Here is a 16,959-nt window from a genome sequence, read left to right on the forward strand (position 1 = left end):
ATTCAGCCACCGATTGTCGGTGGCTCACGGCGCCTGGAGTTGCCTGACGATCTTGTCCTTGACCTCCAGGCGCTTGGCCTTGAGCTTTAACACCGCGTCATCACTGGATTTGGCTTGCTCTGCCTTCACGACTTCGGCGTCCGCCTGCGAGTATTTGTTGATCAGTGAATCCAATAACGGATCCTTGGTGCGTTTCTGCTGGATTTCTTCCTTTGTGCAACTCAAATCCTGATAAAGGTCATGGGGCACCGGCATGGAACACCTCCGTTTGTTAATCGGTAGCAAACGCGATTGATTGCGTTCGCCAACTATCAGAATGGCCTTGGTTGGCCGGTTCTGTCGACCACCTGTCAGACCAGCGGTGTCCGTTCGTCGTCCTTTCGAAAATGCAATAAAACCTTTGCCCCCGCCGCGCCCTCCACAGCATAACGATCAACTCGATCGCCAATGATCAACTGTGTGGAGAAGAACCAATGGACGGATTTAACCTGCGCCACCTCACTCTGGCCATCGCCTTGAGCACCACCATGGGCGCGGCATTCGCGGCAACCTCCAACGATTTCGTCGACAAGGCAGCCGCAGGCGGTATCGCCGAGATCGAGACCAGCCGCCTGGCGCTGGAAAAAAGCCAGTCAGCCGACGTCAAGGCGTTCGCCAACATGATGATCACCGATCATTCCAAGGCCAACGATGAACTGGCGGCCATCGCGAAAAAGAATGACATTGAAGTGCCGGACACCACGACACTGGTGAAACAGGCCAAGGAAAAGATCCTCGACATGCGAGACGAGTCCTTCGATTCGGCCTATGCCAACAATCAGGTCAAGGCTCACGAAGACACCATCGAGCTGTTCAAGAAAGAAGCCAATACCGTGACCGACGACAAGACCAAAGGCGCAACGGAGCTCAAGGGCTTCGCGCAAAAAATGTTGCCAGGGCTGGAAAAACACTTGGATATGGCGAAAAAGCTGCAGGCCGCCCATCCAGACAAATAGGCCTCATTAAACAAAAAAAGACCGCATCAGATGCGGTCTTTTTATTTACGCCAAACCTAGCCACCGTCGGTATCGATGTCGGCATCCGTGTCATCGCCAGGCTTGGGCCGATCGGGATCAGGTTTAAAGCCCGGGCTGAACTCATTGTCGTTGTCGCTGTGAACATTTTTCTGATCGACCGCTTTGTCGGCACTTTCCGGTTCGGGGGTCTTGGCGTTTTCGTCTAGTTCATTTTCATCTTTCATAACTACCTCGTGCATCGCGTTCGAAACGTTCGGGTCATAACAATTCGAAGTCTCAAAGCCAGCAACGTTCCCTTCGCTTCTGTCCTACAGTCCATGGGCAAGCGGATGAAATTTCCTGTTGAACGCGAACAACTATTTCATCCGCCAAATGTCACTGCTTTGCGCCGGTCATTTTTTGGGGAATCGGCTGCATACTTTCAAGGAGACAAGTCCCATGGCGGCACTGCAAACCAGCACGCTCGAAGCGATGAAGAAAAACCAGGCACACCTGCTTGCCGAATGGAAAAACGGCCTGGAGGCCAGCGGCGCCACGCGCAATCTCAAAGAGCAGGATCTGCAACAGCAGACTTCGGAATTCCTGCAACTGGTCATCTCGGGCCTGCAAAATGGCAATGGCCAGAACATTGCCGCGTCGAGCTGGGATGAAATTCGCCAGTTCCTCGACAAGCTCTCCCATAGCCGCGCCCTGCTCGGCCAGGATTCGCACCAGACCGCCAGTTTCATCTTCTCGCTCAAAGGTCCGCTGTTTGCCCTGTTGCAGAACCATTACCAGGACAGCCCGGCGCTGTTGGCCGAGCAACTCTGGGAAATCTCCGAACTGCTCGACGCCCTGGGCATGCACACCATCCGCACCTTCCAGAAATCTCGCGAAGCGGTGATCAAGCGCCAGCAGGAAGAACTGCTGGAGCTGTCGACCCCGGTGGTCAAACTGTGGGACGGCGTCCTCGCCCTGCCCATGATCGGCACCCTGGATTCGCAACGCACCCAGGTGGTGATGGAATCGCTGCTGCAGCGGATCGTCGACACCGGCTCGGAGATCGCCATCATCGACATCACCGGCGTGCCGACCGTCGATACCCTGGTGGCCCAGCACCTGCTCAAGACCGTCACCGCGATTCGCCTGATGGGTGCCGACTGCATCATCAGTGGGGTGCGCCCACAGATCGCCCAGACCATCGTGCACCTGGGGCTGGACCTGCAAGGCGTGGTGACCAAGGCCAACCTGGCCGATGCCCTGAAACTGGCCCTGACCCGGCTGGGACTGAACGTCAGCAAGGCGCACTGAGATGGAGCGCATTCCGATTCTGCAAATGGGCGACTTCCTCCTGGTGACCATCCAGGTGGACATGCATGACCAGTTGGCCCTCACCCTGCAAGACGACCTGTCCGAACGCATCAGCCGCACCTCCGCCCGCGGCGTGCTGATCGATATCTCCGCCCTGGACATGGTGGACTCGTTCATCGGCCGGATGATCGGGACCATTTCCGGGCTGTCGAGAATCATGGACGCCCAGACCGTGCTGGTCGGCATGCAGCCCGCGGTGGCCATCACCCTGGTGGAGCTTGGCCTGACCCTGCCCGGTGTCAGTACCGCGCTGAATGTCGAGCGCGGGATGAAACTGCTTCAGGCACGAGTACGCGAACAATGACTGTACGCAGCAGCGGCACTCATCCGATTCACATCGAGCAGGACGTCGTCCTGGCCCGCCAGCTGGCGCGCAAACTCGCCCAGGAATGCGGCATGCGCCTGATCGACCTGACCAAAATGGTCACCGCGGTCAGCGAGTTGGCGCGCAATACCATGGTCTACGGCGGTGGCGGCGACATGGACTGGCAAATCCTCGATGAAGACCCGCGCGTTGGCCTGCGCCTGGTGTTCCGTGACGAAGGCCCGGGTATCCCCGACATCAAACTGGCCATGACCGATGGCTGGACCTCCGGTTCCGGCCTGGGCCTGGGCCTGACCGGTGCCAAGCGTCTGGTCAATGAATTCGAACTCGACACTGCACCGGGAAAGGGTACTCGCGTAACGATTACCCGATGGACATGAATTTCGGCGGAGCGATGACCCAAGTGCTGGTCATCGAGGACAACAGCCAAATCGGCCATGCACGGCGTACTGCGCACAAACTTGCAGAGCTTCACGGCTTCGACACCACGGACGCGGGACGGGTAGCGCTGGTCGCCACCGAGCTGGCCAGCAACATTCTCAAGCACGCCGCCCGGGGCGAAATGCACCTGAGGGTATTGCCCCGGACAAACGGCGCCGGTATCGAGATGCTCGCCATCGACCGCGCCCAGGGTTTTGACCTGCAGGCCTGCCTGGCCGACGGGTTTTCCACCGGAGGCACCCAGGGTATTGGCCTCGGCGCCGTATCGCGCCAGACCGAGGTGTTCGATGTGTATGCAGATTCGCGGGGGGCCGTGCTGCTCACGCGCTTGTACCCACGCACGGACAAGGCCGCGGACCTGCGCATCGGTGTCAGCCAGCATTCGTTGCGCAACGATCCCGCCTGTGGCGATACCTGGCACCTGGCGCTGGACGGGCCGCGCATCAGCGCCCTGGTGATCGATGGCCTGGGTCATGGTGAAGAAGCCGAACTCGCCGCCCGCGCCGGCGAGAAAGCCTACGCGCTGCAGCCCTTCGCCTCACCGCTGCTGGTGTTGGAAGACATTCATCACGCCATGACCGGTACCCGCGGCGGTGCGCTGGCCGTTGCCCAGTTCGACGCTGACCGCGATGCGTTGCAGTTCATCGGCATCGGCAACATCGGCGCCTGCCTGATCGCACCGGACAAGTCCCGCGGCCTGGCCTCTCACCCCGGCATCGTCGGCGGGCAGTATCGAAAGGCGCAGCCCTTTGACTATGCTCAGGTAAGCGGTCAACTGCTGATCATGTACAGCGACGGCCTGCAGTCGCGCTGGAACCTTGCGGATTACCCCGGCCTGGTGCACCGCCATCCGGCCGTGATCGCCGCCATCCTGCACCGCGATTTCTGCCGTGGACGCGACGATGTCACGGTGCTGGTCATTGCCCTGGAGGCAGCCCATGGCTGACATGCCCATGAGTCAAATCGACGAACAAGCCGCCATGATCGCGCGCTTGCAGGGTGAAGCCATTGCCCTGCGCGCCGAGCTGGATGAAACCAACCAGGGCGTTTTGGCGCTATACGCCGAACTCGACAACCAGGCCGAACAGCTGCGCCAGGCCTCGGACCTGAAAAGTCGCTTCCTGTCCTACATGAGCCATGAGTTTCGCACGCCCTTGGGCTCGATCCTGAGCATCGCCAGCCTGCTGACCGATGAACTCGACGGGCCGCTGAGTGGCGAGCAGCACAAGCAGGTGGCCTTCGTCAGCAATGCCGCGCGGGAGCTGAGCGACATGGTCGACGACCTGCTGGACCTGGCGAAGATCGAAGCCGGGCGCATCACCATTTCACCGGCCTGGTTCGACATGTTCGACCTGTTCGCCGCCCTGCGCGGCATGTTCCGGCCGATTGTCGATACCAGCGCCGTGGACCTGATCTTCGAAGAGCCGGTGGGCCTGCCCCGGCTGTACACCGACGACAAGAAGCTCGCGCAGATCCTGCGCAACTTCATTGCCAACTCGTTGAAGTTCACCACCCGCGGAGAAGTCCGGGTCTCGGCGCGCCTGGAAAACGATGACTACGTGCGTTTCGCCGTCAGCGACAGCGGAATTGGTATCGCTCCAGAGCTACATGGTGCATTGTTTGAAGACTTCTCCCAAGTCGACTCTCCGCTGCAAAAACGCCTGCGTGGAACCGGGCTCGGGCTGTCGCTGTGCAAACGCTTCGCGCTGTTGCTGGGCGGCGAAGTCGGGGTCCAGAGCACGCCAGGCGTGGGCTCGACCTTTTTCGTGATCATCCCGCTGGCCATCGCCATGGAGCCTGCCGATGAAACGTGACCTGCGTTTGCTGATCGTCGACGACAACGTCGCCACGCGCTACGCCTTGCGCCGGCGCCTGGAACGTCACGGCTATGAAGTGCTGGAGAGCGGCACCGGCAGCGAAGGCCTGGAGTTGATCGCCAGCGTGGCGATCGACGCCTTGATCCTCGACGTCAACCTGCCGGACATGAGCGGTTTCGACATCGTCCGCAAACTGCGCTCGGAGCCTGCTACCGCCCTGCTCCCGGTGATTCACGTATCCGCGGCGTCGATCCAGACCGGCGACATCATCACCGGCCTCGACGCCGGTGCCGACGCCTACCTGATCCACCCGGTGGACCCGGATGTGCTGCTGGCGACCCTGCGTACCCTGCTGCGGGTGCGCGAAACCGAGAATGCCCTGCGCGAAAGCGAGTCGCGCTTTCGCGAGATTTTCGTCAATGTCTCGGCGCCCATCGCCGTGCTGGATGCGCAACTCAAGGTCCACGAATGCAACCATGCGTTCGCCCAGCTGATTCAGGACAACCTCGAGCCGGAGACCCTGAGCCAGTGTTTCGCCGACGACCAGTGCGCGGTCATCGAGGAGCTGCGCCTGCGCCTGGCCTATGGCGAACGCTGGAAAGGCACCTTGAGCATGCGCGTGCAGGGGGAGATTCGCGAGACGGAGTGGCAGATTTCACCTTACCGCACACCGGAACTGAGCCTGGTGTTCGTCGAGGATGTCACCGAGCACCGGCACCGCGAACGCTCGCACCTGGCGCGACTGGACGATGCCACGACCCAACTGGCCAACGAAGTCGCCGAACGCGCGCGCACCGAAGCCCAGCTGCTGCAGGTGCAGAAAATGGACGCGCTGGGCAAGCTGACCGGCGGCATTGCCCACGACTTCAACAACCTGCTGACTGGCATCATCACCAGCCTGGAACTGATCCAGAAACGAGTCGCCGAGTCGCGTACCGACAAGGTCGCGTTCTATGCCGAAGCGGCGTTGAACTCGGCCATGAGTGCCGCCTCCCTGACCCATCGCCTGCTCGCATTCGCCCGTCAGCAACCCCTCGATACCCGGCCCGTGGACATCAACCAGCACATCCGCTCCCTCGAGGAACTGCTGGTGCGCACCATCGGCGAACGCATCGCCCTCAAGCTTGAACTGACCAGCAAACCGGCCATCGCCCTGGTCGATCCGATCCAACTGGAAAGCGCCGTGCTCAACCTGGTGATCAACGCCCGCGATGCCCTGCCCCAGGGTGGCAATATCTGGGTCAACACCTATGCCGCCTATTCCCACGGCGATCCCAACCTGGCCGATGGCGCCTATGTCGCCCTGTCGGTGCGCGACGACGGTACCGGTATCGAACACAACGTGATCGACAAGGTGTTCGATCCGTTTTTCACCACCAAACCCCTGGGCCAGGGCACCGGGCTCGGGTTGTCGACCATCTACGGTTTCGCCCGCCAGTCAGGTGGCGATGCGCATATCCGTAGCGTGGCGCGACGCGGGACCGAAGTCACCATCATGTTGCCGGCCAGCGCCGACCCCACCGCCGCCGCCGTCGAATCGGCGACCATGGCCCCTGAGGGTGGCGGTGAACATGTGCTGATCGTCGAGGACACACCGTCGGTGCGCATGTTCGTCGCCGAAGTGCTGGTGGATGCCGGCTACCGTTGCACACAGGCGAGCGACATCGAAGGGGCCCTGGAACGCCTGCAGAACGACGAATCCATCGACCTGTTGCTGACCGATGTCGGCCTGCCGCGCATGAGCGGCCGGGAACTGGCCGACATCGCGCGGGGCTGGCGCGAACACCTGCCGATCCTGTTCATGACCGGCTATGCCGAAACCGCGATCAACCGCCAGGTGTTTTTGGGTGACGGCATGGAGATACTGATCAAGCCGTTCCAGATCAATGAGCTGCTGGACAAGGTGCGGCGCACGATCAACGGCGCCTGAGAGCATGATGGCGGCATAACGGCCGCCACCGCATCGCCAGCAAGCCGGCTCCTACAGATCTGTGTCACGCCCCAAACCCAACGCACCCCGCAAACCCTGTAGGAGCTGGCTTGCCAGCGAAGGCGGCATAACGGCCACCATCGCATCGCCAGCAAGCCGGCTCCTACAGAGGCGTGTCACGCTCCTAGAACCCGTGCCAGAAACGGCGCCGTCCGGCTTTTTTTGCTGCCGGCGACTTTCTGCGGCGCCCCCGCCACCACAACCTTGCCCCCCTGATCCCCCGCCCCCGGGCCGATATCGATCACCCAGTCACACTGCGCCACCACGCGCATTTCATGTTCGACGACGATCACCGTGTGCCCCGCAGACACCAGGTTGTTCAACTGCTCGAGCAAGCGATCGACGTCGCGCGGGTGCAGGCCCGTCGTCGGTTCGTCGAGCACGTAGAGCGTCGCCCCGCGCTGGTTGCGTTGCAGCTCGGTGGCCAGCTTGATGCGCTGGGCTTCACCCCCGGACAGCTCGGTGGCCGGTTGGCCGAGGCGCAGGTAGCCCAGGCCGATATCGCGCAGCACCTCCAGGGAACGGCGCACCGCCGCTTGTTCGGCGAACACTTCCACCGCCTGGTCCACCGTCAGTTGCAGCACCTGGGCGATGGTCAGGCCCTGCCAGGTGATCGCCAGCGTCTCGGGGTTGTAGCGCGCGCCGTGGCAGGTCGGGCATGGCGCATAGACGCTGGGCATGAACAGCAATTCGACGCTGACAAAACCTTCGCCTTCACAGGTCGGGCAGCGGCCTTTGGCGACATTGAAGGAGAACTGCCCGGCGTCGTATCCCGCCGCCTGCGCCTCAGGCGTGGCCGCGTAGAGCTTGCGCACGTTGTCGAACAGCCCGGTGTAGGTCGCGAGGTTGGAGCGCGGTGTGCGGCCAATGGGCTTCTGATCGACCTGCACCAGGCGCTTGATCGACGCCAGGCCCGCCGTGACCTGCCCGCCACTGACGGTCGGGGCTTCGTCTTCCAGGCTCAGTTCCTGCGGCTCGCTCTCGGTGCCCGGACGCCCCAGATGCGCACCGACCAGCTCCAGCAACGCCTGGCTGACCAGGCTGGATTTACCCGAACCCGACACACCGGTCACCGCCGTGAAACAGCCCAAGGGAAACTCGACGCTGAGGTTGTTAAGATTGTTGCGCGTGACGCCTTCGAGACGCAGCCAGTCGCTGGCCTTGCGGGCACGGCGGGATTGGCTGACGTGTTCGGCGAACAGGTAGGCGCGGGTCTGCGAATCCTTCACGTCTGCCAGCCCCGCCGGCGCACCGCTGTACAGCACCCGGCCGCCATGCTCGCCCGCCGCCGGGCCGACATCGATCAACCAGTCGGCGCGGCGCATGGTTTCCAGGTCGTGCTCGACCACGAACAGGGTATTGCCCGCCGCCTTCAAGCGCTGCAGGGCTTCGAACAGCGCTTCACCGTCGGCCGGGTGCAATCCAGCCGAGGGTTCGTCCAGCACATAGATCACGCCGAACAACTGAGAACCCAGCTGGGTCGCCAGGCGCAGGCGCTGCAACTCTCCGGATGAAAGGGTCGGCGTACTGCGCTCCAGGGCCAGGTAACCGAGGCCAAGGTCGGTCAAGGTGCTGACCCGCTCCAGCAAGTCCTGGGCAATGCGTTGCGCAGCGAGGCGTTTTTCCACCGAGAGATTCGGCGTGTGGCGCACATCGGGGGCGTTGGCGTGGCCACTGGCGCCGTGGGCCACGCGTTGCTCGCGGGCCTGGCGGGTCTGCTGGTGGGTCAATACCTCACCGGCCTCATCGGCCTCTTCGAGGTAATGCCGGGCCGCTACCGGCTTGAGCACTTCGGCGACTTGCAGCAAGGGCATCTGCGACAGTTCACCGATGTCGTAGCCGGCGAAGGTCACCGACAGGGCTTCGTGCTTGAGGCGCTTGCCCGCACACAACGGGCAAGGGCTGCCGAGCATGAAACGCGAGACGCGCTTCTTCATCAGCGCACTTTGCGAATGGGTGAACGTGTGCAGGATGTAGCGCCGGGCGCCGGTGAAGGTGCCCTGGTAACTCGGTTCCATCTTGCGCTTGAGGGCGACCCGGGTTTCCTGCGGGGTGAGCCCGGCGTACACCGGCACTGTGGGGGTTTCTTCGGTGAAGAGAATCCAGTCGCGCTGCTTTTTCGGCAGGTCGCGCCAGGGCACATCGACGTCGTAGCCCAGGGTCACCAGGATGTCCCGCAGGTTCTGGCCCTGCCAGGCCATGGGCCAGGAAGCGATGGCGCGCTGGCGAATGGTCAGGCTCGGGTCCGGCACCATCAGTGCTTCCGTGACTTCGTATACCCGGCCCAGGCCGTGGCATTGCGGGCATGCGCCTTGGGGCGTGTTCGGAGAAAAGTCTTCGGCATAGAGCATCGGCTGCCCCGCCGGGTAGCTGCCGGCACGGGAATACAGCATGCGGATCAGGCTCGACAAGGTCGTGACGCTGCCCACCGAAGAACGTGTGCTCGGCGTGCCCCGTTGTTGCTGCAGGGCCACCGCGGGCGGCAAGCCCTCGATGGAATCGACATCCGGCACGCCCACCTGATCGATCAGGCGTCGCGCATAAGGCGCCACGGATTCGAAATAGCGCCGCTGTGCTTCGGCGTACAGGGTCGAAAACGCCAGGGACGACTTGCCCGAGCCGGACACGCCGGTGAACACCACCAGGGCATCGCGGGGAATGTCGACATCGACGTTCTTGAGATTGTGCTCCCGGGCGCCACGCACCCTGACCATGCCGGAGGGAGGGTTGCAGGTGCGTTTGTCAGTCATGGCCCAGCCTTGATCGGAAGGTTAAAAACTGTAGGAGCTGGCTTGCCAGCGAAGGCGGCTTCGCAGTCAACAACAATGCCAGCTGATACACCGCCATCGCTGCGATGCGGCGACCCGACAAGCCAGCTCCTACAGGACATGTTCAGCCGTTGAGCACTGTACGGATCATCTGGGTCAGCGCTTGCGGCCCATAGGGCTTGCTCAGCAAATGAGTATCCGGGCTGAGCTGGTGATTGCGCGAGATGATGTCGCGGGTGTGGCCGGAGGTGAACAACACCGCCACCGGGGGATGCTGGACCTTGGCCCATGCCGCCAGGTCCGAGCTTTTGATCAGGCCCGGCATGACCACGTCGGTGAAGATCAGGTCCACCGCCGCGCCCTCCAGCAACATCTGCATGGCAGCATCGGCATTGGCGGCGGTGAGCACCTGGTAGCCCTCTTCGCGCAGCAACTCCACGGTTGAAACGCGTACCGCCTCATTGTCCTCGACCACCAGGATGCGCTCGTTGGCGCCCTGTTGCTGCACATCGGCACGGGGCGTTTCACTGTCCATCGAACGCAGGCTGCGCGGGAAATACATCTGCACCCGGGTGCCCTGCCCAACCACGCTGGACATTTCGATATGCCCGCCACTCTGCTTGACGAAACCGAACACCATGCTCAAGCCCAGCCCCGTGCCCTGGCCGTCGGGCTTGGTGGTGAAAAACGGCTCGAACGCCTGGGCGAGCACCTGCGGCGGCATACCGGCGCCGCTGTCGGCCACGGACACCCGCACATAGTCGCCGGCGACGATGCCCTTGCCGGTGCAAAAGCCCTGGTCAAGGCAAATATTCTCGGCGCCAAGGTCGATGGTCCCCTCACCCTGCATCGCATCACGGGCATTGATCGCCAGGTTGAGGATGGCGTTTTCCAGTTGATTGCGGTCGACGAAGACCTGCCAGGAGTTCGGTGGCGCGCTCATATGGACGTGGATGGTTTCGCCCAGCGCGCGCTGCAGCAGTTCACCCAGGCCGTCGAAAATCTGCTGCGGCGTACAAATGGCCGGGGACAACGGCTGGCGCCGGGCAAATGCAAGCAATTGCGAAGACAATTTTGCCCCGCGCTCGACAGCGGCAATCGACGCCGCCACCCGGCGCTGGACATTGGCGTTCTGCGGCTCATGTCGGGCCAGCAGGTGCAGGTTGCCAGCGATCACCTGCAACAGGTTATTGAAGTCATGGGCCACGCCCCCGGTCAGGCCCCCAATGGCCTCGAGTTTCTGCGACTGGCGCAATTGCTCTTCCGCCGCCAGCCGCGCCTCGACTTCGTCGGCAACTCGCTGCTCCAGATTGCGGGTGAACCTGAGCAAGGATTCTTCGGCGCTCTTGCGTTCATGGATGTCGATCAACACCCCGGGGAAACGAAACGGTTCGCCCTGCTCGTTGAACTCGCAGCAGCCACTGGCGAGCACCCAACGGTAGCTGCCATCGGCGCGCAGCACCCGGTATTCGGCATTGAAGGGCTCGCCGGTTGCGACTGACTGCTCGACCTGTTCCTGCATCCAACTGAGATCGTCGGGGTGAATCCGTGCTTCGGCGATGTCCGGTGGCAGGTCGGCCAGGTTTTGCTCGGCGGGGTAGGAGAAGGTCCGGGCGAAACGTTCATCGCCGCTCAGCACATTGGCCTTGACGTCCCAGACGAACGATCCGAGCAAGGCGCCGGCATTCAACGCCAGGCGCACGCGTTCGTTATCGGCGCGATAAGCATCTTCGGCAGCCTGGCGACGGCGTTCGGAAATCACATGTTCCGTCGTCTCGACGACCATTGCCATGACCCCGGCCGGCTTGCCGTCATCGTCAGCCACCGGGCTGTAATAGAGGTCCAGCCAGACGTCCTCGGGGACGCCATCGCGCAGCAGCACCAACTCCTTGCCCCGGTAGGACAAGGTGCCGCCGGCCAGGCAGGTATCGACCACGTGCCGATTGAATTCGGCGACTTCCGGCCAGCCCAGTTCCACCGGCGCCCCCAACAGATAGGGATGGCGCCCGCCGGCGAACTTCGAATAGGCGTCGTTGTAGATCATGTAGCCGGGCCGCCCCCACAACATCACCATCGGCAACGGCGAGGCGAGCATCATCTGCACCGAACTGCCAAGGCTTTTCGGCCAGGCATCGAGGCTGCCCAGCTCGGTCCGGCTCCAGTCGAACGCACGAATACGCTCGGCCATTTCGCCGTTCCAACCGGCACATCCGTGGCTATCTTCTAGAAACTGCATCGACTGGATCTGCGTCCCGGTAATTGCACCCGTCTGTTTCGAGCATCGCGGATGGCAATGGTTTCATAGAGGTATAGCTGATTCGAGAAATTGACGCAGCCCTTGAAGGAGCTGCCGCAGGCTGCGATCTTTTGATCTTGCTTTGAAAAAATCAAAGTCAAAAGATCGCAGCCTTCGACAGCTCCTACAAGGGGCGCGGGAAACTTTAGACCTCAATCAAATGCTTGAGCGGGTGATACCCCGTTTTCAACGTGGCCGCCACATCCAGAATCGCCTTCTCGATGCCATTCAAATGGATGCAGGTCAGCTCGATCGCCGCGCTCTGGTTGCCCGCCTCGATGTACTCGATCAAACGCAGGTGTTCGTCATCGCGACAGGCTTCGTGGCTGTCGTCGTCCAGCGCGGCGGCGTACAGCGAGGCCCGGGAGATCAGTTTCTGGAACCAGTCGAGCAACACCGGGTTGTTCAGGCTGCGGGCCAGCTTGATGTGGAACTCGCCGAGCAGATGGATCAAGCGTTCGTGGTCACCGTCGCGATGGGCCTCGTCCTCCAGTAGCAAGTGATCGCGCAGATCCCGGGTCACCGCCGTATCGCGCCGGCGACACAGTTCGCTGACGATGCCGATCTCGACCAGGCGCCGGGTTTCGAACAACGAACGAATCTCTTCGTCGCTAGGCAGCGACACCGACGCACCCTTATTGGGCTCGGTGGTGACCAGTCCATCGGCTTCCAATTGCTTGAGCGCGGCACGCACGGACGTGCGGCTAACGTTGAAAAGTTCGGCCAACGAAGATTCGCCGAGCTTCATGCCAGGACGCAGCGAGCGTTTGCTGATCGCCTCGTAAACCCCTTGGTAGACGCGGTCGACCGTGGTTTCCAGTTTCTTCTCCGCCATTCGATGACTCCTTGAGCGCTACGCAACCCACTCCAGGCGAATCCACAGCCTTGCAAAAGGGGGTTGCACAAGCAGGTTAATCCGGGTATTTCTAAATTGCATCCAGATTTTGCATACAATAATTAGAGGAATGCACCATTATGGGTCATCCAATTGCAATTGAAGTGCGAAGCGTCTCAAAACGTTATTCCGACGATCCCGGGCTGGCGCCAGCCCTCGACAATGTGTCTGTCGACATCGCCGACAACGAATTCTTCACCCTGCTCGGCCCCTCCGGCTGCGGCAAGACCACCCTGCTGCGCACCATCGCCGGCTTCGAGCATGTCAGTGAGGGCGAGATTCGTCTTGCCGGTGAACCGGTCAACGATCTGCCGCCGTTCAAGCGTCGGGTCAACACGGTGTTCCAGAGCTACGCGCTGTTTCCGCACATGAGTGTCGCGCAGAATATCGCCTTCGGCCTCGAGATGCAGGGTCTTGATCGCAAGCTGATCCCGCAACGGGTCGATGAGATGCTGGCGCTGGTGCAAATGCAACACCTGGCCAAGCGCAAACCGGCGGAACTGTCCGGTGGCCAGCAACAGCGAGTGGCGCTGGCCCGGGCCCTGGCGCCGAAGCCCAAGGTGCTGTTGCTGGATGAACCGCTGTCGGCGCTGGACCTCAAGCTGCGCAAGGAAATGCAGGTCGAACTCAAGCGCGTGCAGAAAGAAGCCGGGATCACCTTCATCTTTGTCACCCACGATCAGGAAGAAGCCCTGACCCTGTCCGATCGCATCGCCGTCATGTCCGCCGGCAAGATCCTGCAGATCGGCACGCCGAACGAAATCTACGAAAATCCCCAGCACCGGTTCGTCGCCCAGTTCATTGGCGACATCAACTTCCTCCCCGGCCACCTCAAGCGCGGCCAGCACAACGAAAAGCTCTTCGTGCCCAACGGCATGCCGGTGGAAATCCCCTGCCCGGCCCAGGGCTTCGACGGCTCCAGCGTGCAACTGGCGTTCCGCCCGGAGCGTTCGCAACTGGTCGACCCGACGCAACCACACCACCTGCGCGGGGTGATCGAAGCGGTGTTGTATGTCGGCACCGCGACCCTCTACCAGTGCCGCTTGAACAACGACATCAAGGTCATGCTGCGCGAAAACAACGAAGGCCTTAACCGCAATCGCGGGGTCGGCGACCGTGTCGCGGTCAACCTGCCACCCCACGCCTGCCTGTTGATGGAGGCCTGAGATGAGTGTCAGCAGCACTTCCCCAGCCCTCAACCGCGCGCTGTTACTCAGCCCGGTGGTCCTGACCCTGCTGGCCCTGATCGCCATTCCGCTGGGCATCATGGGCTACATCAGCCTGTTGCCGCGCAACGTCTATGGCGGCGTCGACTGGCAGGCCGACTGGCAATTGCAAAGTTATGTGCAGCTGTTTTTCCAGGAAGGTTTCGACGGCGAACTGGAGCTTAATTGGGTCTATGCCCAGGCGCTGATCCGCTCGGTGTTCCAGGCAGGCGGCACCACGGTGTTGTGTTTCCTGTTCGGCTTTCCGGTGGCACTGTGGATGTCGAGCCTGACCCCGCGTCGGCGCAACCTGATGGTGTTGCTGATCACCATCCCGTTCTGGACCAACCTGCTGATCCGCAACTACGCCTGGCTGATCATCCTGCGCGAACAGGGCTGGGTCGCCCAGAGCCTCAACGCGCTGTTCCCCCAGGCCGGCGGCATCACCCTGCTCTACAACGACTTCGCGGTCAGCGTCGGGCTGGTCTACAGCTTCCTGCCGTTCATGATCCTGCCGATCTACTCGACCCTGGAAAAACTCGACTGGCGCCTGGTGGAAGCCGCTTATGACCTGGGGGCCAACCGCTGGCATGCGTTGAAGCGGATCATCCTGCCGCTGTCGATGCCGGGGGTGATCGCCGGTTCATTGCTGGTGTTCGTACCGAGCCTCGGTGCCTTTATCACCCCGGCGATTCTCGGCGGCGGCAAGACCTTGATGATCGGCAACCTGATCCAGCAACAGTTCGGCACCGCGCGCAACTGGCCCCTGGGCAGTTCGCTGTCGTTCCTGCTGCTGGGGATCATGTTGCTGTCCCTGGTGCTGTACGCCCTCTATAGCCGCAAGGCCGCCAAGACCCACCGCCCGGGAGCACACGCATGATCGCCCTGCACCTGAAAAAACTGCCGCTGACCCGTGAAGTCAGTCTGTTGATGCTGGCCTATCTGTACCTGCCGATCTTCGTGCTGATCGCCTACAGTTTCAACGCCAACCGCTCGGCGACGGTATGGACCGAGTTCTCGTTTGCCTGGTACGGGCGGATCCTGGCCAACCCGTCGATCCAGACCGCGGCGCTGAACTCGATCATCGTCGCCAGCATCGCCACGGTGTGTGCCACGGCGATTGCCCTGCTCGCGGCACTGGCGACCTACCGGCCGTTCTATGGGCAGAAGATGGTCGAAGGCGGGATCAACCTGCCGCTGATCCTGCCGGAGATCGTCACAGCCGTGGCCACCCTGCTGCTGTTCATGGCGCTGGGGATCAAGCTCGGTTTGCTCACGGTGATCGTCGCGCACGTCGGCTTCTGCATTCCCTTCGCCTACCTGCCGATCCGCGCGCGGCTCAATGACCTGGACAAGAGCCTGCTGGAAGCGGCGAACGACCTGTACGCCAATCCATGGCAGGTGTTCCGCCGGGTGACGCTGCCGTTGCTGTGGCCGGCGGTGCTGTCCGGGTCGGTGCTGGCGTTCGTGGTCAGCCTCGACGATTTCATCATGACCTTCTTCGTCGCCGGTCCCGGTTCGACCACCTTGCCGGTGTACATCTTCTCCGCGATCAAGGCCGGCGTGACGCCGGAGATCAACGCGATCTCGACCCTGATGCTGGTGATTTCCATCGTGCTGGTGGTGCTGGCCTTCTGGCTGGGACAGCGCGGCAAAAACCAATAATCCTGGAGCGCTTCAACCATGAAAACAAAAAGCATGTGCTTCGCTGTTGCCGGTCTGGCCCTGAGTTGCTTCACCGCGTTGAGTACACAGGCCGCCGAGCCCAAGGAACTGTTCTTCTACAACTGGACCGACTACTACCCGGTCGACCTGCTGGCCAAGTTCGAAAAGGAGACCGGGATCAAGGTCACCATGGACGGCTACGACAGCAATGAAACCCTGCTGGCCAAATTGCAGGCCGGTGGCGCGGCGTACGACGTGATCGTGCCGTCGCAATCGATCATGCGCACCCTGATCAACCAGGACCTGCTGCTGGAAATCGACGCCTCGGCCCTGCCCAACTTCCAGCACGTCAAGCCGGCGTTCCGCGACCCGAGCTTCGACCCCGGCCGCAAGTTCTCGGCACCGTACCTGTGGGGTACCACCGGGTTCTCCTATGACAGCGCGCGGGTGCCCGGCGGCAAACTCGACGACTCGTGGAAAGAGTTTTTCGAACCGCGCAAGGAACTGCAAGGCCAACTCGCCGCCCTCGACACTTCCAGCAGCGTGATCAACGCCGCCAGCCACTACCTGAATGTCGATGAATGCAGCGAAAACCCCCAGGACGCCAAGCGCATCCTGGAGCTGCTGCAAAAGCAGAAACCCTTCCTGAAGATGTACAGCTCGGACAACACCGTCGACCGCATGGCCAGCGGTGAAGTGATCATGATGCAGAACTGGAACGGCTCCACGGCCCGGGCCACCTTGCAGAAGAGCACGATCAAGTACGTGTATCCGAAGGAAGGCCTGGCGATGTTCCAGGACAACTTCGCCGTGCCGAAAAGCGCACCGCACCCCGGCAACGCGAAGATCTTCATCGACTGGATGATGAAACCGGAAAACGCCGCCGCCGTGTCCAACGCCATCGCCTACGCCAACGGCATCCAGAGCGACAAGTTGATCGACGCCAAGTGGCGCGTCATGGATGCGATCAACATGCCCGACGAATTCGCCTCACGCCTGCGCCCGGAGAAGGAATGCAGCAACAAGGCGCGGGAGCTGCAGGACCGCATTTGGGCGAAGCTCAAGGGCTGATCCAGGACCGAGTCGCGGCCTTCGCTGGCAAGCCAGCTCCTACAGGTATTGTGTTTACGCCGACGTCCCCCTGTAGGAGCTGGCTTGCCAGCGAAGAGGCCCGCCTGAACAACACAGAAT

Annotated in this window: 16 protein-coding genes; 11 read left to right on the top strand and 5 right to left on the bottom strand. The window is 61.9% G+C overall.

Features of this window, described 5'->3' with window-relative positions:
- Positions 1–24 precede the first annotated feature (24 nt).
- Entirely contained in the window at positions 25–255 is a 231-nt protein-coding gene (locus tag ACYP2Q_RS17035) for a DUF465 domain-containing protein (protein ID WP_459731549.1), read from the bottom strand.
- 218 nt (positions 256–473) lie between these two features.
- Here ACYP2Q_RS17035 and ACYP2Q_RS17040 point away from each other — a divergent pair, with 218 nt between their 5' ends.
- Positions 474–995 carry a DUF4142 domain-containing protein gene (locus ACYP2Q_RS17040; RefSeq protein WP_459731550.1) on the top strand — a complete coding sequence of 174 codons (522 nt, stop codon included), beginning with the start codon at positions 474–476 and terminating at the stop codon, positions 993–995.
- A 56-nt stretch (positions 996–1,051) separates the two neighbouring features.
- On the opposite strand, the gene ACYP2Q_RS17045 is transcribed toward ACYP2Q_RS17040, so the two are convergent.
- On the bottom strand, positions 1,052–1,240 hold the full coding sequence (locus ACYP2Q_RS17045) for a hypothetical protein (RefSeq protein ID WP_274075921.1): 189 nt from the start codon (positions 1,238–1,240) through the stop codon (positions 1,052–1,054).
- Positions 1,241–1,454: 214 nt separating this feature from the next.
- On the opposite strand from ACYP2Q_RS17045, the gene ACYP2Q_RS17050 reads away from it, so the two are divergent.
- From ACYP2Q_RS17050 to ACYP2Q_RS17075, 6 genes are read left to right on the top strand one after another with little or no spacing between them, the layout of a single operon-like run.
- Entirely contained in the window at positions 1,455–2,306 is an 852-nt protein-coding gene (locus ACYP2Q_RS17050) for an STAS domain-containing protein (RefSeq protein WP_459731551.1), read from the top strand.
- 1 nt (position 2,307) lies between these two features.
- Positions 2,308–2,670 (top strand): STAS domain-containing protein, encoded by a 363-nt coding sequence (locus tag ACYP2Q_RS17055; protein WP_213938129.1) that lies wholly within the window; start codon positions 2,308–2,310, stop codon positions 2,668–2,670.
- A complete protein-coding gene (locus ACYP2Q_RS17060; RefSeq protein ID WP_323606389.1) occupies positions 2,667–3,071 on the top strand; it encodes an anti-sigma regulatory factor in 405 nt (134 codons plus the stop codon). Before ACYP2Q_RS17055 ends, ACYP2Q_RS17060 begins: the two co-directional genes overlap by 4 nt.
- Positions 3,068–4,078, top strand: coding sequence for an ATP-binding protein (locus ACYP2Q_RS17065; RefSeq protein ID WP_459731791.1), 1,011 nt, complete (start codon positions 3,068–3,070; stop codon positions 4,076–4,078). Before ACYP2Q_RS17060 ends, ACYP2Q_RS17065 begins: the two co-directional genes overlap by 4 nt.
- On the top strand, positions 4,071–4,946 hold the full coding sequence (locus tag ACYP2Q_RS17070) for a sensor histidine kinase (RefSeq protein WP_459731552.1): 876 nt from the start codon (positions 4,071–4,073) through the stop codon (positions 4,944–4,946). Before ACYP2Q_RS17065 ends, ACYP2Q_RS17070 begins: the two co-directional genes overlap by 8 nt.
- The gene (locus ACYP2Q_RS17075) at positions 4,936–6,879 is read left to right on the top strand and encodes a response regulator (RefSeq protein ID WP_459731554.1); all 1,944 of its coding nucleotides are present in this window, start codon (positions 4,936–4,938) and stop codon (positions 6,877–6,879) included. Before ACYP2Q_RS17070 ends, ACYP2Q_RS17075 begins: the two co-directional genes overlap by 11 nt.
- A 176-nt stretch (positions 6,880–7,055) precedes the next feature.
- Here the strand turns inward: ACYP2Q_RS17075 and ACYP2Q_RS17080 are convergent, their stop codons facing one another.
- From ACYP2Q_RS17080 to ACYP2Q_RS17090, 3 genes are all read right to left on the bottom strand, one after another.
- On the bottom strand, positions 7,056–9,689 hold the full coding sequence (locus ACYP2Q_RS17080; RefSeq protein WP_459731555.1) for an excinuclease ABC subunit UvrA: 2,634 nt from the start codon (positions 9,687–9,689) through the stop codon (positions 7,056–7,058).
- A 142-nt stretch (positions 9,690–9,831) separates the two neighbouring features.
- Positions 9,832–11,943, bottom strand: a complete 2,112-nt coding sequence (locus ACYP2Q_RS17085; protein ID WP_459731557.1) for a hybrid sensor histidine kinase/response regulator — start codon at positions 11,941–11,943, stop codon at positions 9,832–9,834.
- A gap of 205 nt (positions 11,944–12,148) precedes the next feature.
- Positions 12,149–12,838, bottom strand: a complete 690-nt coding sequence (locus ACYP2Q_RS17090; protein WP_459731558.1) for a GntR family transcriptional regulator — start codon at positions 12,836–12,838, stop codon at positions 12,149–12,151.
- A 140-nt stretch (positions 12,839–12,978) separates the two neighbouring features.
- Between ACYP2Q_RS17090 and ACYP2Q_RS17095 the strand changes: the two genes are divergently transcribed.
- The 4 genes from ACYP2Q_RS17095 to ACYP2Q_RS17110 are packed head-to-tail and all read left to right on the top strand — an operon-like array spanning position 12,979 to position 16,839.
- On the top strand, positions 12,979–14,064 hold the full coding sequence (locus tag ACYP2Q_RS17095) for an ABC transporter ATP-binding protein (protein ID WP_459731559.1): 1,086 nt from the start codon (positions 12,979–12,981) through the stop codon (positions 14,062–14,064).
- A gap of 1 nt (position 14,065) precedes the next feature.
- Positions 14,066–14,983 carry an ABC transporter permease gene (locus tag ACYP2Q_RS17100; RefSeq protein WP_459731560.1) on the top strand — a complete coding sequence of 306 codons (918 nt, stop codon included), beginning with the start codon at positions 14,066–14,068 and terminating at the stop codon, positions 14,981–14,983.
- Positions 14,980–15,768: an ABC transporter permease gene (locus ACYP2Q_RS17105; RefSeq protein ID WP_459731561.1), complete on the top strand. Its 789-nt coding sequence runs from the start codon at positions 14,980–14,982 to the stop codon at positions 15,766–15,768. Before ACYP2Q_RS17100 ends, ACYP2Q_RS17105 begins: the two co-directional genes overlap by 4 nt.
- A gap of 18 nt (positions 15,769–15,786) precedes the next feature.
- Positions 15,787–16,839, top strand: a complete 1,053-nt coding sequence (locus ACYP2Q_RS17110; protein WP_274075910.1) for an extracellular solute-binding protein — start codon at positions 15,787–15,789, stop codon at positions 16,837–16,839.
- The last annotated feature ends 120 nt before the right edge of the window (positions 16,840–16,959 follow it).

Source organism: Pseudomonas sp. MHK4, from assembly GCF_054600775.1.

Excerpts from the sequence above, each read along its gene's own strand:
- ACYP2Q_RS17035 (WP_459731549.1), bottom strand. The coding sequence starts at position 255 with ATGCCGGTGCCCCATGACCTTTATCAGGATTTGAGTTGCACAAAGGAA.
- ACYP2Q_RS17040 (WP_459731550.1), top strand. The coding sequence starts at position 474 with ATGGACGGATTTAACCTGCGCCACCTCACTCTGGCCATCGCCTTGAGC.
- ACYP2Q_RS17045 (WP_274075921.1), bottom strand. The coding sequence starts at position 1,240 with ATGAAAGATGAAAATGAACTAGACGAAAACGCCAAGACCCCCGAACCG.
- ACYP2Q_RS17050 (WP_459731551.1), top strand. The coding sequence starts at position 1,455 with ATGGCGGCACTGCAAACCAGCACGCTCGAAGCGATGAAGAAAAACCAG.
- ACYP2Q_RS17055 (WP_213938129.1), top strand. The coding sequence starts at position 2,308 with ATGGAGCGCATTCCGATTCTGCAAATGGGCGACTTCCTCCTGGTGACC.
- ACYP2Q_RS17060 (WP_323606389.1), top strand. The coding sequence starts at position 2,667 with ATGACTGTACGCAGCAGCGGCACTCATCCGATTCACATCGAGCAGGAC.
- ACYP2Q_RS17065 (WP_459731791.1), top strand. The coding sequence starts at position 3,068 with ATGAATTTCGGCGGAGCGATGACCCAAGTGCTGGTCATCGAGGACAAC.
- ACYP2Q_RS17070 (WP_459731552.1), top strand. The coding sequence starts at position 4,071 with ATGGCTGACATGCCCATGAGTCAAATCGACGAACAAGCCGCCATGATC.
- ACYP2Q_RS17075 (WP_459731554.1), top strand. The coding sequence starts at position 4,936 with ATGAAACGTGACCTGCGTTTGCTGATCGTCGACGACAACGTCGCCACG.
- ACYP2Q_RS17080 (WP_459731555.1), bottom strand. The coding sequence starts at position 9,689 with ATGACTGACAAACGCACCTGCAACCCTCCCTCCGGCATGGTCAGGGTG.
- ACYP2Q_RS17085 (WP_459731557.1), bottom strand. The coding sequence starts at position 11,943 with ATGCAGTTTCTAGAAGATAGCCACGGATGTGCCGGTTGGAACGGCGAA.
- ACYP2Q_RS17090 (WP_459731558.1), bottom strand. The coding sequence starts at position 12,838 with ATGGCGGAGAAGAAACTGGAAACCACGGTCGACCGCGTCTACCAAGGG.
- ACYP2Q_RS17095 (WP_459731559.1), top strand. The coding sequence starts at position 12,979 with ATGGGTCATCCAATTGCAATTGAAGTGCGAAGCGTCTCAAAACGTTAT.
- ACYP2Q_RS17100 (WP_459731560.1), top strand. The coding sequence starts at position 14,066 with ATGAGTGTCAGCAGCACTTCCCCAGCCCTCAACCGCGCGCTGTTACTC.
- ACYP2Q_RS17105 (WP_459731561.1), top strand. The coding sequence starts at position 14,980 with ATGATCGCCCTGCACCTGAAAAAACTGCCGCTGACCCGTGAAGTCAGT.
- ACYP2Q_RS17110 (WP_274075910.1), top strand. The coding sequence starts at position 15,787 with ATGAAAACAAAAAGCATGTGCTTCGCTGTTGCCGGTCTGGCCCTGAGT.